Raw genomic sequence first — 14,420 nt, 5'->3', positions numbered from 1 at the left:
TGAAGTGACCTCAGAGGACGCGCACCGCGCCCGACGCCGGGTAGCCCGACAGGTCCTGGATGACGACGCCCTTGGACGGGTTCGCCGCGTCCAGGTACTGGCCGTTCCCGATGTAGACACCCACGTGGTACGCGGAGCCCTTGCCGCCCCAGTACAGGATGTCGCCGACCTGGATGCTGGACAGCGGGACGTCCGTGCCGGCCATCGACTGGTCCTGCGAGACGCGCGGCAGGTCCACACCCACCTGCTTGTACGCGGCCTGCACGAGGGAAGAGCAGTCCCAGGCGTTGGGACCGGTGGCGCCCATGACGTAGGCGTCGCCCACCTGGGCCTTCAGGAAGGCGATGACCGTCGCGACGCTGCCGCTGGCGGGCGCCGAGACCGACGCCGAGGCGGAGGCGGACAGGGTGGCGCGCTCGGTGCTGCGGGTGGCGCGCTCGGCGGCGGCCTTGCGGGCGGCCTCGGCCGCCTTCTTCTTGGCCTCGGCCTTCTTCTTCGCCTCGGCGAGGTCCTTCTTGGCCTCCGCGGCGGCCTTGGCGGCGGCGGCGTCACGCTCTGCGCGCAGCTCGTAGTTCGCGGCGGCCTGCTGCGTGGCGGCCGCGGACTGGGCGACCTGAGCGGACATGTCGGCCGTCAGGGTGGGCAGTTCGATGGTCTGCGTCACCGGCTCGGCGGCGTTCGCCGAGGCCGACGCACCCGCCGCTGCCATGCTGAGAACGCCACCGGCAACTCCGGCGCGCAGGGCGATCGAAGAGGTCGCGCTGCGGCGGGGCTTCCGGTGGCTGCGTATGTGAGCGGTGTGGGACATGGGAATAACCGGTACCAGGGGCTCCTTCATATCTTCAAGAAACGTGGGCTGCGCCACAGTTGCTCAATCGGGCCGCCAAAACCCTCGAACGGGGCCCTTTATTGACGCCGTAACGGACATTGCGGGCGCCCCGTGACCAGCCTGTGATCACGGTGTTTGATCAATACGCCCGAATTGCCCCGCGCCTACCATCGGTTGCGTTGATTGGCCAAGCCCCGTTCTCATGCGCCTCTCATCGATGTGACGGAGGTCACGGAACGGTTGCCGTGACGGTCGCGTCCCGGCGCGTGGATCACGGCCGGGTCACGGCCTCGCGAAGATCGTGAACGCGTGCACGCGTCCACACCCCGTTTCGTGCGCCCCCTGATGTGTGAACGCGCCTCTATCAAGAGATCAAGTCCATCGCCAATTTGCATGCAAGGGAACTCTCTTGATATTGAGACGCACCCTCCGGCCTGCGCTGACGAGCCAAAATGTCACCTCTGGTGATCACTCGGACGCTTCGGGTGTGAAGATCACCGCTCATCCGACTTCATGATCGATCGTCAGGTGGTGGAGATCACAAAGCTTGTGCAATACCCCGTGTCGCAGATCACAGAGCGTCGGGCATAAGATGCACGCGGTTGGGCTTGTGACCTGCTTCACATGTTCCCGATCTTCGCCGGGGCGGGCGGGGTTCGGGGGACTGGTGGGGCGGATGTGAGCCCGATGCAAACCGCCAGCAGTCAGTGCCGACTGAGAGGAGCGAGGAGCGGTGAACGCTTATGCGCCCATCCTCGTACTGGGAGCCCTCGGGGCAGGCTTTGCGATCTTCTCCGTGGTCATGGCCACGTTGATCGGGCCCAAGCGGTACAACCGGGCCAAGCTCGAGGCCTACGAGTGCGGAATCGAGCCGACCCCCACGCCGGCCGGCGGCGGGCGCTTCCCCATCAAGTACTACCTGACGGCGATGCTCTTCATCATTTTCGATATCGAGATCGTCTTCCTCTACCCCTGGGCCGTCACCTTCGACGCCCTGGGGATCTTCGGGCTCGTGGAGATGCTGCTCTTCGTGCTCACCGTCTTCGTCGCGTACGCGTACGTATGGCGGCGCGGCGGCCTGGAATGGGACTGAGGGGCCACACGTCATGGGACTCGAAGAAAAGCTGCCGAGCGGCTTCCTGCTGACCACCGTCGAGCAGGCCGCGGGCTGGGTGCGCAAGTCGTCCGTCTTCCCCGCCACGTTCGGCCTCGCCTGCTGCGCCATCGAGATGATGACCACCGGCGCCGGCCGCTACGACCTGGCGCGCTTCGGCATGGAGGTCTTCCGCGGCTCGCCGCGCCAGGCGGACCTGATGATCGTCGCCGGCCGGGTCAGCCAGAAGATGGCGCCGGTGCTCCGGCAGGTCTACGACCAGATGCCGAACCCCAAGTGGGTGATCTCCATGGGGGTCTGCGCCTCCTCCGGCGGCATGTTCAACAACTACGCCATCGTCCAGGGCGTCGACCACATCGTGCCGGTCGACATCTACCTCCCCGGCTGCCCGCCACGGCCGGAGATGCTCATGGACGCCATCCTCAAGCTCCACCAGAAGATCCAGTCCTCCAAGCTCGGCGTGAACGCCGAGGAGGCGGCCCGCGAGGCGGAGGAGGCGGCGCTCAAGGCCCTGCCCACGATCGAGATGAAGGGGCTGCTGCGATGAGCGACGCGAACGGCGCGGGCGGCGTGAACCCGGAGAAGGACCTGAGCGCGTCGAACCTCCCGGGCCAGCGCGGCCAGGGCGGCGAGGAGATCCGCGTCCAGCGCGGCATGTTCGGCGCGAACAACGGCGGCGACACCACCGGCTACGGCGGCCTGGTCCGCTCGGTCCGGCTCCCGGGACCGGCGAGCAGGCCGTACGGCGGCTGGTTCGACGAGGTCGCCGACGAGCTGGAGGGCGCCCTGGAGGAACAGGGCCTGCTCCCGGACAACGCCATCGAGAAGACGGTCGTCGACCGCGGCGAGCTGACCTTCCACATCGAGCGCGAGCACCTGGTGATGGTCGCCCGCACCCTGCGCGACGACCCGGCCCTGCGCTTCGAGCTGTGCACCGGCGTCAGCGGTGTCCACTACCCGAACGACAAGGGCCGCGAGCTGCACGCCGTCTACCACCTGCGCTCGATCACCCACAACCGGCTGATCCGCCTGGAGGTCAGCGCGCCCGACAGCGACCCGCACATCCCGTCGCTGTTCTCCGTCTATCCGACGAACGACTGGCACGAGCGTGAGACGTACGACTTCTTCGGCATCGTCTTCGACGGCCACCCCGCCCTGACGCGGATCATGATGCCGGACGACTGGCAGGGCTTTCCGCAGCGCAAGGACTACCCCCTCGGCGGCATCCCCGTCGAGTACAAGGGCGCCCAGATCCCGGCTCCGGACCAGCGGAGGTCGTACTCGTGAGCACTTCGCACGCATCCCCTCGCGAGACCACCGAGGGCACCGTCTACACCGTCACCGGCGGCGACTGGGACGAGGTCGTCCAGTCCGCGGCCCGCGCCGACGACGAGCGCATCGTCGTCAACATGGGCCCGCAGCACCCGTCCACGCACGGCGTGCTCCGCCTGATCCTGGAGATCGAGGGCGAGACCGTCACCGAGGCCCGCTGCGGCATCGGCTACCTCCACACCGGCATCGAGAAGAACCTCGAGTACCGGACGTGGACGCAGGGCACCACGTTCGTGACGCGCATGGACTACCTGACGCCGTTCTTCAACGAGACGGCGTACTGCCTCGGCGTCGAGAAGCTCCTCGGCATCGAGGACCAGATCCCGGACCGCGCCTCGATCATCCGCGTGCTCCTGATGGAGCTGAACCGGTTGTCCTCGCACCTGGTGTGCATCGCCACCGGCGGCATGGAACTCGGCGCCACCACGATCATGATCTACGGATTCCGTGATCGTGAACTCATTCTCGACATCTACGAGCTGATCACCGGCCTGCGGATGAACCACGCGTACATCCGCCCGGGCGGACTCGCCCAGGACCTGCCGCCCGGCGCGGTGGACCAGATCCGCGAGTTCGTGAAGAAGATGAAGAAGAACCTCCCGGAGTACGACAAGCTCGCCACCGGGAACCCCATCTTCAAGGCCCGCATGCAGGACGTCGGCTACCTCGACCTGGCCGGCTGCATGGCCCTCGGCGCGACGGGCCCGATCCTGCGCTCCACCGGCCTGCCGCACGACCTGCGCAAGGCCCAGCCGTACTGCGGCTACGAGACGTACGACTTCGACGTCCCGACCGCCGACACCTGTGATTCCTACGGCCGCTTCCTCATCCGGCTGGAGGAGATGCGCCAGTCGCTCAGGATCGTCGAGCAGTGCCTGGACCGGCTCCAGCCCGGCCCGGTCATGGTCGCGGACAAGAAGATCGCCTGGCCCGCGCAGCTCGCCCTGGGCCCGGACGGGCTCGGCAACTCCCTCGACCACATCAAGAAGATCATGGGCACCTCCATGGAGGCCCTGATCCACCACTTCAAGCTGGTCACCGAGGGCTTCCGCGTCCCGCCGGGACAGGCGTACACGGCGGTCGAGTCGCCCAAGGGCGAGCTCGGGGTGCACGTCGTGTCCGACGGCGGCACCCGCCCCTACCGGGTCCACTTCCGCGACCCGTCCTTCACCAACCTGCAGGCCATGGCGGCGATGTGCGAGGGCGGCCAGGTCGCCGACGTCATCGTCGCCGTCGCGTCCATCGACCCCGTGATGGGAGGCGTCGACCGGTGACCACCTCATCCTCCGAGCGGGGCGTCAGCCTGGGCATGCCCGAACTGCCCGCACCCGCCTACCCGGACGACGTCCGGGCCCGGCTGGAGACCGACGCGCGCGAGGTCATCGCCCGCTACCCGGACTCCCGGTCCGCCCTCCTGCCGCTGCTGCACCTCGTGCAGTCCGAGGAGGGGCACGTCACGCGCACCGGCATGCAGTTCTGCGCGGACGTGCTCGGCCTGACCACGGCCGAGGTCACCGCCGTCGCGACCTTCTACACCATGTACCGGCGCCGGCCGAGCGGCGACTACCAGGTCGGGGTGTGCACCAACACCCTGTGCGCCGTGATGGGCGGGGACGCGATCTTCGAGGAGCTCCAGGAGCACCTCGGCGTCGGCAACGGCGAGACCACCGACGACGGCAAGGTCACCCTGGAGCACATCGAGTGCAACGCGGCCTGCGACTTCGCGCCGGTCGTGATGGTCAACTGGGAGTTCTTCGACAACCAGACCCCCGCCAGCGCCAAGCGCCTCGTCGACGACCTGCGCGCGGGACGGCCGGTCGCGCCCACGCGCGGGGCGCCCCTGTGCTCCTTCAAGGAGACCGCCCGGATCCTGGCCGGCTTCCCCGACGAGCGGGACGGGGCCGTCGAGTCCGGAGGGAGCGCGGGACCCGCCTCCCTGGTCGGCCTCAAGCTCGCCAAGGGGGAGGGCGCTGCCGCCCGCGTGGTGCACCCGCGCGGCGAGGCGGCCCGCACCGACGCGCCGCACGACCCGTCACCGACGGAGCACTTGAGCTCGCACGACGCGCCGCAGGACACGTCGGCCTCCGACCCGGCCCACCCGGCCGGGCCCACAGCCGAGGAGGGGGAGTGATGACCTTGGCACCCGAGCTGAAAGACATGAGCCCCGAGAAGCTGCTCGCACCGGTGCTGTCGGCCTTCTGGGACGAGGACAGGTCCTGGACGCTGGACGTGTACCGCAGGCACGACGGCTACGAGGGGCTGCGCAAGGCGCTCGCCATGTCGCCGGACGACGTGATCGCGTACGTCAAGGAGTCCGGTCTGCGCGGACGCGGCGGCGCGGGATTCCCCACCGGGATGAAGTGGCAGTTCATTCCGCAGGGAGATGGAAAGCCGCACTATCTGGTTGTCAACGCCGACGAGTCGGAGCCCGGGACGTGCAAGGACATCCCGCTCCTCTTCGCGAACCCGCACAGCCTCATCGAGGGCATGATCATCGCGTGTTACGCCATCAGGTCGTCGCACGCCTTCATCTATCTGCGTGGTGAAGTCGTCCCCGTGCTGCGGCGGTTGCACTCTGCCGTGCGCGAGGCGTACGAGGCGGGCTTCCTCGGCGAGAACATCCTGGGCAGCGGACTCGACCTCGACATCACCGTGCACGCGGGCGCGGGCGCGTACATCTGCGGTGAGGAGACCGCACTGCTGGACTCGCTCGAAGGCCGCCGGGGTCAACCGCGGCTCCGTCCCCCCTTCCCTGCCGTCGCGGGCCTCTATGCCTGCCCGACTGTGGTGAACAACGTCGAGTCGATCGCTTCGGTTCCCGCGATCATGCATCGGGGCAAGGAGTGGTTCCGGTCGATGGGGAGTGAGAAGTCGCCCGGCTTCACGCTGTACTCCCTCTCCGGCCATGTCGCGAGCCCCGGTCAGTACGAGGCGCCGCTCGGGATCACGCTCCGCCAGCTCCTCGAGATGAGCGGCGGCATGCGCCCCGGGCACCGCCTCAAGTTCTGGACGCCGGGCGGCTCCTCGACCCCGATGTTCACCGACGAGCACCTCGACGTCCCTCTTGATTACGAAGGAGTGGGCGCCGCGGGTTCCATGCTCGGCACAAAAGCCCTCCAGTGCTTCGACGAGACGACCTGCGTGGTCCGTGCCGTCACGCGCTGGACCGAGTTCTACGCCCACGAGTCCTGCGGCAAGTGCACGCCCTGCCGCGAAGGGACCTACTGGCTCGTGCAGCTGCTGCGCGACATCGAGGCCGGCAAGGGACAGATGTCCGACCTCGACAAGCTGAACGACATCGCCGACAACATCAACGGCAAGTCCTTCTGCGCCCTCGGCGACGGCGCCGCCTCGCCGATCTTCTCCTCGCTGAAGTACTTCCGCGAGGAGTACGAGCAGCACATCACGGGCCGGGGCTGCCCCTTCGACCCGGCCAAGTCGACGGCCTGGGCCGACCGCACGGAGGTGAACGCATGACCGTGACCACCAACGCTCCCGCGGGTGGGGGAGAGGCGGCGGTCCCGCCGGAGGACCTCGTGTCGCTGACGATCGACGGCATCGAGATCAGCGTGCCCAAGGGCACCCTGGTCATCCGGGCCGCCGAGCAACTCGGCATCGAGATCCCCCGGTTCTGCGACCACCCCCTCCTGGACCCGGCCGGCGCCTGCCGCCAGTGCATCGTCGAGGTCGAGGGCCAGCGCAAGCCCATGGCGTCCTGCACCATCACCTGCACCGACGGGATGGTGGTGAAGACCCACCTGACCTCCCCGGTCGCCGAGAAGGCCCAGAAGGGTGTGATGGAGCTCCTGCTCATCAACCACCCCCTGGACTGCCCGGTCTGCGACAAGGGCGGCGAGTGCCCGCTGCAGAACCAGGCCATGTCGCACGGCGACGCCGATTCCCGCTTCGAGGGCCGCAAGCGGACCTACGAGAAGCCCGTCCCGATCTCCACGCAGGTGCTGCTCGACCGCGAGCGGTGCGTGCTGTGCGCCCGCTGCACCCGGTTCTCCAACCAGGTCGCGGGCGACCCGATGATCGAGCTGATCGAGCGGGGCGCGCTCCAGCAGGTCGGCACCGGCGAGGGCGACCCGTTCGAGTCGTACTTCTCCGGCAACACCATCCAGATCTGCCCCGTGGGAGCGCTGACCTCGGCGGCGTACCGATTCCGCTCCCGCCCCTTCGACCTGGTCTCCTCCCCGTCGGTGTGCGAGCACTGCTCCGGCGGCTGCGCCACCCGCACCGACCACCGGCGCGGCAAGGTCATGCGGCGGCTCGCGGCCCTCGACCCCGAGGTCAACGAGGAGTGGATCTGCGACAAGGGGCGGTTCGCGTTCCGCTACGCCCAGCAGCGCGACCGGCTCCAGACGCCGCTGGTGCGCAACGCCGAGGGCGAACTGGAACCGGCCTCCTGGCCCGAGGCGCTGCAGATCGCGGCCCAGGGGCTACTGGCCTCCCGGGGCCGTACCGGTGTCCTGACCGGCGGCCGCCTCACCATCGAGGACGCCTACGCGTACAGCAAGTTCGCGCGCGTGGCGCTCGACACCAACGACATCGACTTCCGCGCGCGCGTGCACAGCGGCGAGGAGGCCGACTTCCTCGCCGCCCAGGTCGCCGGACGCGGCCGGGACCTCGACGGCACGGGCGTCACGTACACCGCGCTGGAGAAGGCACCCGCCGTCCTGCTGGTCGGCTTCGAGGCCGAGGAGGAGGCGCCCGGCGTCTTCCTGCGGCTGCGCAAGGCCTGGCGCAAGCACGGGCAGCGCACCTTCTCGCTCGCCACCCACACCACCCGGGGTCTGGAGAAGGCGGGCGGCACCCTGCTGCCGGCGGCTCCCGGCACCGAGACCGAGTGGCTGGACGCACTCGCGGGCAACGCCGGTCTGGAGGGTGACGGCGCCGCCGCCGCCGAGGCGCTGCGCGCCGAGGGCGCGGTGATCGTCGTCGGCGAGCGGCTGGCCGCGGTGGCCGGCGGTCTGACGGCCGCCGTCCGCACCGCCACCGCGACCGGGGCCCGGCTGGTGTGGATCCCGCGCCGGGCCGGGGAACGCGGCGCGGTCGAGGCGGGCGCCCTGCCGTCGCTGCTGCCGGGCGGGCGTCCGGCCACCGACCCCCGCGCGCGGGACGAGGTCGCCGCCGTCTGGGGCGTCGCCGGCCTCCCGCACCGCTACGGCCGTGACACCGGCCAGATCGTGGAGGCCGCCGCGACCGGCGAACTCCAGGCCCTGCTGGTCGCGGGCGTGGAGATCGCCGACCTGCCCGACCCGGCACGCGCGCGTGCGGCGCTCGACGAGGTCGGCTTCCTGGTCTCGCTCGAACTGCGGCCCGGCGAGATCACCCGCAAGGCCGACGTGGTCCTGCCCGTCGCGGCGGTCGCCGAGAAGGCCGGCACCTTCCTCAACTGGGAAGGCCGGGTCCGCTTCTTCGAGGCGGCGCTCAAGCCGGACCAGATGACCCGCCGTCTCGCGCCCGCCGACGCGCGCGTGCTGCAGATGCTCGCCGACGCCATGGACGTCCACCTGGGGCTGCCGGACCTGCGCACGGTACGGGCCGAGATCGACCGGCTCGGCGCCTGGGACGGCCCGCGAGCCGGCGAACCCCTGGAGACCGCGGGCCCGCTGCCCCGTCCGGCCGCCGGGGAGGCCGTGCTCGCCGGACACCGGCTGCTGCTCGACCAGGGCGTCCTCCAGCAGGGCGACGAGGCACTCGCCGGCACCCGGCACGCCGCACGCGCGCGGGTGTCGGCCGCCACGGCCGCCGAGGCGGGCGTCAAGGACGGCGACCTCCTCGCGGTCACCGGCCCCGAGGGGGCCGTGGAACTCCCGCTGCAGATCAGCGAGATGCCCGACCGGGTGGTGTGGCTCCCGCTGAACTCCACCGGCGGCGGCGTCGCCTCCGACACCGGGGCGCGGCCCGGCTCCCTCGTCCGCATCGGCCCGGCGACCCTCGCCGGCGAGGCCCCCAAGGAGGTGGAGGCATGAGCCTTCAAGGAGGTGGAGGCATGGGCCCGTACCTCGCCGCTGAAGACCTCTCGATGTTCGGCACCGACCCCTGGTGGCTGGTCGTCATCAAGGCGGTGTTCTGCTTCGCCTTCCTGATGGTGACCGTGCTGATCTCCATCGTCATGGAGCGCAAGGTCGTCGCCTGGATGCAGCTGCGCATCGGCCCCAACCGGCACGGCCCCTGGGGCATGCTCCAGTCGCTCGCCGACGGCATCAAGCTGATGCTCAAGGAGGACGTCGTCGTCAAGCGCGCGGACAAGGCGGTGTACGTCCTCGCGCCGATCATCGCGGCCATCCCGGCCTTCATGGCGATCGCGGTGATCCCCTTCGGCCCGGCCGGCAACGAGATCTCGATCTTCGGCCAGCGCACCACGATGCAGCTCACCGACCTGCCGATCGCGATGCTCTACATCCTCGCGGTCGCCTCGGTCGGCATCTACGGCATCGTCCTGGCGGGCTGGAGCTCCGGCTCGACGTACCCGCTGCTGGGCGGTCTGCGCTCGTGCGCGCAGATGATCTCCTACGAGATCGCGATGGGCGCCGCCTTCGCCTCCGTGTTCCTCTACTCGGGGTCGATGTCGACGTCGACGATCGTCGAGCAGCAGACCGACCGCTGGTACATCCTGCTGCTGCCGGTCTCCTTCATCATCTACATCGTCACGATGGTCGGCGAGACCAACCGCGCCCCCTTCGACATGCCGGAGTCCGAGGGCGACCTGGTCGGCGGCTTCAACACCGAGTACTCGTCGATCAAGTTCGCGATGTTCATGCTCGCCGAGTACGTCAACATGGTCACCGTCTCGGCCGTCGCCACCACGCTCTTCCTCGGCGGCTGGCGGGCCCCCTGGCCCGTCAGCACCTTCTGGGAGGGCGCCAACCACGGCTGGTGGCCGCTGCTGTGGTTCACCGTCAAGGTGCAGCTGCTGCTGTTCATGTTCATCTGGATCCGCGGCACCCTCCCGCGCGTCCGCTACGACCAGCTGATGAAGCTCGGCTGGAAGGTCCTCATCCCGGTCTCGCTGGTGTGGCTGATGCTCGTCGCGAGCGTCCGGGCCCTGCGGAACGAGGGCTACGACTTCGCCGACATCGCCCTCTACGTCGGCGGCGGCGTCCTCGCCGTGCTGCTGCTCTCCTTCGTCGCCGACATGTTCCGCGAGAAGGCGAAGCAGGCCGAACCGCCGGCCGAGACCCCGGTCTTCGACCCGATGGCGGGCGGATTCCCCGTACCGCCTCTGCCGGGACAGGAACTTCCGCCCGTCCCGCGACGCCGCTCGCGCCGTGAGCGGGAGCTGATTGTCAGTGGTGGGCCCGATACTCAGAGTGACGAATCTCTGGGCGGATCTACGGATGGAAAGGAGGCGTCCGATGGCTGAGGAAATCGAGCGTTCGATGGCCGAGGAACCCAAGGACACCAAGCCGGGTTTCATGAACCCCGTGGCCGGCTTCGGCGTGACCTTCAAGGCCATGTTCAAGAAGCGGCTGACCGAGCAGTACCCGGAGCAGCAGAAGACCACGGCTCCGCGCTTCCACGGACGGCACCAGCTCAACCGCCATCCGGACGGCCTGGAGAAGTGCGTCGGTTGTGAGCTGTGCGCCTGGGCCTGCCCCGCCGACGCCATCTACGTCGAGGGCGCGGACAACACCGACGAGGAGCGCTACTCGCCGGGCGAGCGGTACGGCCGCGTCTACCAGATCAACTACGCCCGCTGCATCCTGTGCGGCCTGTGCATCGAGGCGTGCCCCACGCGCGCGCTGACGATGACGAACGAGTTCGAGCTGGCCGACTCCAGCCGCGCCAACCTCATCTACACCAAGGAGCAGCTGCTCGCCGGTCTTGAGGAGGGCATGGTCGACACGCCCCACGCCATCTACCCGGGCACGGACGAACAGGACTACTACCGGGGCCTGGTGACCGAAGCCGCCCCCGGTACGGAGCGCCAGGTCGCCCACTCCAAGGGCGAGGTGGTGCAGGAGGCCGACTCGACCTTCGGCGGGACCGAGCCGGCGTCAAAGAAGGTGATCGGCCGATGACCGCCCAGCTCGCCGCCTACTCCACCTCCACCGGAGAGGCCGTCCAGTTCTGGATCCTCGGCACGGTCGCGGTGCTCGGCGCCCTGTGCACCGTCTTCATGAAGAAGGCCGTGCACAGCGCCCTCTGCCTCGCCGGGACCATGATCATCCTGGCGGTGTTCTACCTCGCCAACGGCGCCTACTTCCTGGGCGTCGTCCAGATCGTCGTCTACACGGGCGCGATCATGATGCTGTTCCTGTTCGTGGTGATGCTGGTCGGCGTCACCGCGGCGGACTCCCTGAAGGAGACCATCAAGGGCCAGCGCTGGCTGGCCCTGCTGTGCGGGCTCGGCTTCGGCGTCCTGCTGATCGCCGGGATCGGCAACGCGTCCCTGAAGGAGTTCAACGGCATCGGCCAGGCGAACGCCGGCGGGAACGTGGAGGGCATCGCCGCCCTCCTCTTCACCAGGTACGTCTTCGCGTTCGAGATCACCGGCGCCCTGCTCATCACGGCCGCCGTCGGCGCCATGGTGCTCACCCACCGGGAGCGCACCGAGCGGGCCAAGACGCAGCGGGAGCTCGCCGAGGAGCGTGTGCGCGAGGGCAAGTACCTGCCGCCGCTGCCGGCGCCCGGCGTGTACGCCCGGCACAACGCGGTCGACATCGCGGGCCTGCTGCCCGACGGCACCCCCTCCGACCTCACGGTCAGCAAGACCCTGCGCGAGCGGGGCCAGATCCGGGACGTGTCGCAGGAGGCGCTCAACGACCTCAAGGCCCTGGAGCAGCGTGCCGAGGAGCGCCTGGAGCGGAAGGCCATCGAGCCGGCCACGTTCAAGCGGCCCGAGGAGGCGTCGAAGTGAACCCCGTCAACTACCTCTATCTCGCGGCCCTGCTGTTCACGATCGGCGCCACCGGCGTGCTGATCCGGCGCAACGCGATCGTCGTGTTCATGTGCATCGAGCTCATGCTCAACGCCTGCAACCTCGCGTTCGTCGCCTTCTCCCGGATGCACGGCAACCTCGACGGTCAGATCATCGCCTTCTTCACGATGGTCGTCGCCGCCGCGGAGGTCGTGGTCGGGCTCGCGATCATCGTGTCCCTGTTCCGCGCCCGCCACTCGGCCTCGGTCGACGACGCCAGCCTGATGAAGCTGTAAGGGGTCGGAAGAATCGTGGAGAACCTGATTGCGCTGCTGGTGGCGGCGCCCCTGCTCGGAGCGGCGGTCCTGCTGTGCGGCGGACGCCGGCTGGACGCCGTCGGGCACTGGATCGGCACGCTGCTCGCGGCCGTCTCCTTCGTGCTCGGCCTGGTGCTGTTCACCGACATGCTCGGCCAGGACGCCGAACACCGCGTCATGGGACAGCACCTGTTCAGCTGGATCCCCGTCGAGGGCTTCCAGGCGGACGTCGCCTTCCGTCTCGACCAGCTGTCCATGACGTTCGTGCTGCTGATCACGGGCGTCGGATCGCTGATCCACCTGTACTCCGTCGGGTACATGGAGCACGACGAGCGGCGCCGCCGCTTCTTCGGCTATCTGAACCTGTTCCTCGCGGCGATGCTGATCCTCGTCCTCGCCGACAACTACCTGCTGCTGTACGTCGGCTGGGAGGGCGTCGGTCTCGCCTCCTACCTGCTGATCGGCTTCTGGCAGCACAAGCCCAGCGCCGCGACGGCCGCGAAGAAGGCCTTCCTGGTCAACCGCGTCGGCGACATGGGCCTGTCCATCGCGATCATGCTGATGTTCCTGTGGTTCGGCACCTTCGCCTTCGGGCCGGTGCTCGGCAGCCACGAGGAGGCCGGGCTCGCCGGTGCCGCCGGTGAGGACAAGCTGACCGCGATCGCCCTGATGCTGCTGCTCGCCGCCTGCGGCAAGTCCGCCCAGGTGCCGCTGCAGTCCTGGCTCGGGGACGCGATGGAGGGCCCGACCCCGGTCTCGGCCCTCATCCACGCCGCGACCATGGTGACGGCGGGCGTCTACCTGATCGTCCGCTCCGGCGCCATCTTCAACGGCGCCCCGGACGCACAGCTGGTCGTCACGATCGTCGGCGCGGTCACGCTCCTGTTCGGTGCGATCGTCGGTTGCGCGAAGGACGACATCAAGAAGGCCCTGGCCGGCTCGACCATGTCGCAGATCGGCTACATGATCCTCGCCGCGGGCCTCGGCCCCATCGGCTACGTCTTCGCGATCATGCACCTGGTGACGCACGGCTTCTTCAAGGCCGGGCTGTTCCTCGGCGCCGGTTCGGTCATGCACGGCATGAACGACGAGGTGGACATGAGGAGGTACGGCGGCCTCCGGAAGTACATGCCGGTCACCTTCGTCACCTTCGGACTCGGCTACCTCGCGATCATCGGCTTCCCCGGCCTGTCCGGCTTCTTCTCCAAGGACAAGATCATCGAGGCGGCGTTCGCCAAGGGCGGCACCGAGGGCTGGATCCTCGGCGCCTGCGCCCTGCTCGGCGCGGCCATCACCGCCTACTACATGACGCGCGTGATGCTGATGACCTTCTTCGGCGAGGAGCGCTGGCGCAACGCCCCGACGCCGTCCCCTGCCGAGCCGGACGTGGAGCCCGCCGCCGAGACACGCGGCGAGTACACCCCGCCGCACCCGCACGAGTCGCCCAAGGTCATGACGATCCCGATGATCGTGCTGGCCGTGGGATCGGTGGCCGGCGGCGCGTTCTTCAGCATCGGCGACCGCTTCATGCACTGGCTGGAGCCGATCACCGGCCATGACCACGGCCACCCGCCGGTCAGCGCCCTCACGGTCACGCTGTCCACGGTAGCCGTCATGGTCCTCGGCGTCGCCCTCGCCTGGTCGCAGTACGGCCGCCGCCCGGTCCCGGCCGTCGCCCCGCGCGGCTCGCTGCTCACCCGGGCCGCCCGCCGCGACCTGCTCCAGGACGACTTCAACCACGTCGTCCTGGTCCGCGGCGGCGAGCACCTCACACGGTCCCTGGTCTACGTCGACCACACCCTGGTCGACGGCGTCGTCAACGGCACGGCGGCCTCGGTCGGCGGCCTCTCCGGGCGGATGCGCAGGCTGCAGAACGGCTTCGCCCGCTCCTACGCGGTCTCGATGTTCGGCGGCGCGGCGATCATCGTCGCCGCGACCCTGCTGATGAGGGCGGTCTGA

13 protein-coding genes are annotated in these 14,420 nt (G+C 69.3%); 12 read left to right on the top strand and 1 reads right to left on the bottom strand.

Features of this window, described 5'->3' with window-relative positions:
- Positions 1–10: 10 nt before the first annotated feature.
- On the bottom strand, positions 11–838 hold the full coding sequence (locus ABZ948_RS06865) for a C40 family peptidase (RefSeq protein ID WP_359757887.1): 828 nt from the start codon (positions 836–838) through the stop codon (positions 11–13).
- 724 nt (positions 839–1,562) lie between these two features.
- Between ABZ948_RS06865 and ABZ948_RS06860 the strand changes: the two genes are divergently transcribed.
- From ABZ948_RS06860 to nuoL, 12 genes are read left to right on the top strand one after another with little or no spacing between them, the layout of a single operon-like run.
- Positions 1,563–1,922 carry an NADH-quinone oxidoreductase subunit A gene (locus ABZ948_RS06860; RefSeq protein WP_003974383.1) on the top strand — a complete coding sequence of 120 codons (360 nt, stop codon included), beginning with the start codon at positions 1,563–1,565 and terminating at the stop codon, positions 1,920–1,922.
- Between the two features lie 13 nt (positions 1,923–1,935).
- The gene (locus ABZ948_RS06855) at positions 1,936–2,490 is read left to right on the top strand and encodes a NuoB/complex I 20 kDa subunit family protein (protein ID WP_018528252.1); all 555 of its coding nucleotides are present in this window, start codon (positions 1,936–1,938) and stop codon (positions 2,488–2,490) included.
- Positions 2,487–3,230, top strand: coding sequence for an NADH-quinone oxidoreductase subunit C (locus tag ABZ948_RS06850; RefSeq protein ID WP_359757886.1), 744 nt, complete (start codon positions 2,487–2,489; stop codon positions 3,228–3,230). Before ABZ948_RS06855 ends, ABZ948_RS06850 begins: the two co-directional genes overlap by 4 nt.
- The gene (locus ABZ948_RS06845; protein WP_359757885.1) at positions 3,227–4,549 is read left to right on the top strand and encodes an NADH-quinone oxidoreductase subunit D; all 1,323 of its coding nucleotides are present in this window, start codon (positions 3,227–3,229) and stop codon (positions 4,547–4,549) included. The genes ABZ948_RS06850 and ABZ948_RS06845 overlap by 4 nt, the downstream gene beginning before the upstream one ends.
- On the top strand, positions 4,546–5,406 hold the full coding sequence (gene nuoE, locus ABZ948_RS06840; RefSeq protein WP_359757884.1) for an NADH-quinone oxidoreductase subunit NuoE: 861 nt from the start codon (positions 4,546–4,548) through the stop codon (positions 5,404–5,406). The genes ABZ948_RS06845 and nuoE overlap by 4 nt, the downstream gene beginning before the upstream one ends.
- Positions 5,406–6,752, top strand: coding sequence for an NADH-quinone oxidoreductase subunit NuoF (gene nuoF / locus ABZ948_RS06835; RefSeq protein WP_359757883.1), 1,347 nt, complete (start codon positions 5,406–5,408; stop codon positions 6,750–6,752). Before nuoE ends, nuoF begins: the two co-directional genes overlap by 1 nt.
- On the top strand, positions 6,749–9,253 hold the full coding sequence (locus ABZ948_RS06830; protein ID WP_359757882.1) for an NADH-quinone oxidoreductase subunit G: 2,505 nt from the start codon (positions 6,749–6,751) through the stop codon (positions 9,251–9,253). Before nuoF ends, ABZ948_RS06830 begins: the two co-directional genes overlap by 4 nt.
- A gap of 20 nt (positions 9,254–9,273) precedes the next feature.
- Positions 9,274–10,647: an NADH-quinone oxidoreductase subunit NuoH gene (gene nuoH, locus ABZ948_RS06825; RefSeq protein ID WP_359757971.1), complete on the top strand. Its 1,374-nt coding sequence runs from the start codon at positions 9,274–9,276 to the stop codon at positions 10,645–10,647.
- Positions 10,648–10,663: 16 nt separating this feature from the next.
- Positions 10,664–11,305 carry an NADH-quinone oxidoreductase subunit NuoI gene (gene nuoI, locus ABZ948_RS06820; protein WP_359757970.1) on the top strand — a complete coding sequence of 214 codons (642 nt, stop codon included), beginning with the start codon at positions 10,664–10,666 and terminating at the stop codon, positions 11,303–11,305.
- Positions 11,302–12,144 (top strand): NADH-quinone oxidoreductase subunit J, encoded by an 843-nt coding sequence (locus tag ABZ948_RS06815; protein WP_359757881.1) that lies wholly within the window; start codon positions 11,302–11,304, stop codon positions 12,142–12,144. Before nuoI ends, ABZ948_RS06815 begins: the two co-directional genes overlap by 4 nt.
- Positions 12,141–12,440 (top strand): NADH-quinone oxidoreductase subunit NuoK, encoded by a 300-nt coding sequence (gene nuoK / locus ABZ948_RS06810; protein WP_003992252.1) that lies wholly within the window; start codon positions 12,141–12,143, stop codon positions 12,438–12,440. Before ABZ948_RS06815 ends, nuoK begins: the two co-directional genes overlap by 4 nt.
- A 15-nt stretch (positions 12,441–12,455) precedes the next feature.
- A complete protein-coding gene (gene nuoL / locus ABZ948_RS06805) occupies positions 12,456–14,420 on the top strand; it encodes an NADH-quinone oxidoreductase subunit L (protein ID WP_359757880.1) in 1,965 nt (654 codons plus the stop codon).

The sequence above is a fragment of the Streptomyces olindensis genome (assembly GCF_040645895.1).
Lineage (GTDB): Bacteria > Actinomycetota > Actinomycetes > Streptomycetales > Streptomycetaceae > Streptomyces > Streptomyces olindensis.
The sequence above is the reverse complement of the archived record's forward strand: the minus strand, read 5'-3'. Positions and strand labels throughout refer to the sequence as shown.

Coding starts and splice junctions, on each gene's coding strand:
- ABZ948_RS06865 (WP_359757887.1), bottom strand. CDS start 838: ATGAAGGAGCCCCTGGTACCGGTTATTCCCATGTCCCACACCGCTCAC.
- nuoI (WP_359757970.1), top strand. CDS start 10,664: ATGGCCGAGGAACCCAAGGACACCAAGCCGGGTTTCATGAACCCCGTG.
- ABZ948_RS06855 (WP_018528252.1), top strand. CDS start 1,936: ATGGGACTCGAAGAAAAGCTGCCGAGCGGCTTCCTGCTGACCACCGTC.
- ABZ948_RS06815 (WP_359757881.1), top strand. CDS start 11,302: ATGACCGCCCAGCTCGCCGCCTACTCCACCTCCACCGGAGAGGCCGTC.
- nuoF (WP_359757883.1), top strand. CDS start 5,406: ATGACCTTGGCACCCGAGCTGAAAGACATGAGCCCCGAGAAGCTGCTC.
- ABZ948_RS06830 (WP_359757882.1), top strand. CDS start 6,749: ATGACCGTGACCACCAACGCTCCCGCGGGTGGGGGAGAGGCGGCGGTC.
- nuoH (WP_359757971.1), top strand. CDS start 9,274: ATGGGCCCGTACCTCGCCGCTGAAGACCTCTCGATGTTCGGCACCGAC.
- ABZ948_RS06850 (WP_359757886.1), top strand. CDS start 2,487: ATGAGCGACGCGAACGGCGCGGGCGGCGTGAACCCGGAGAAGGACCTG.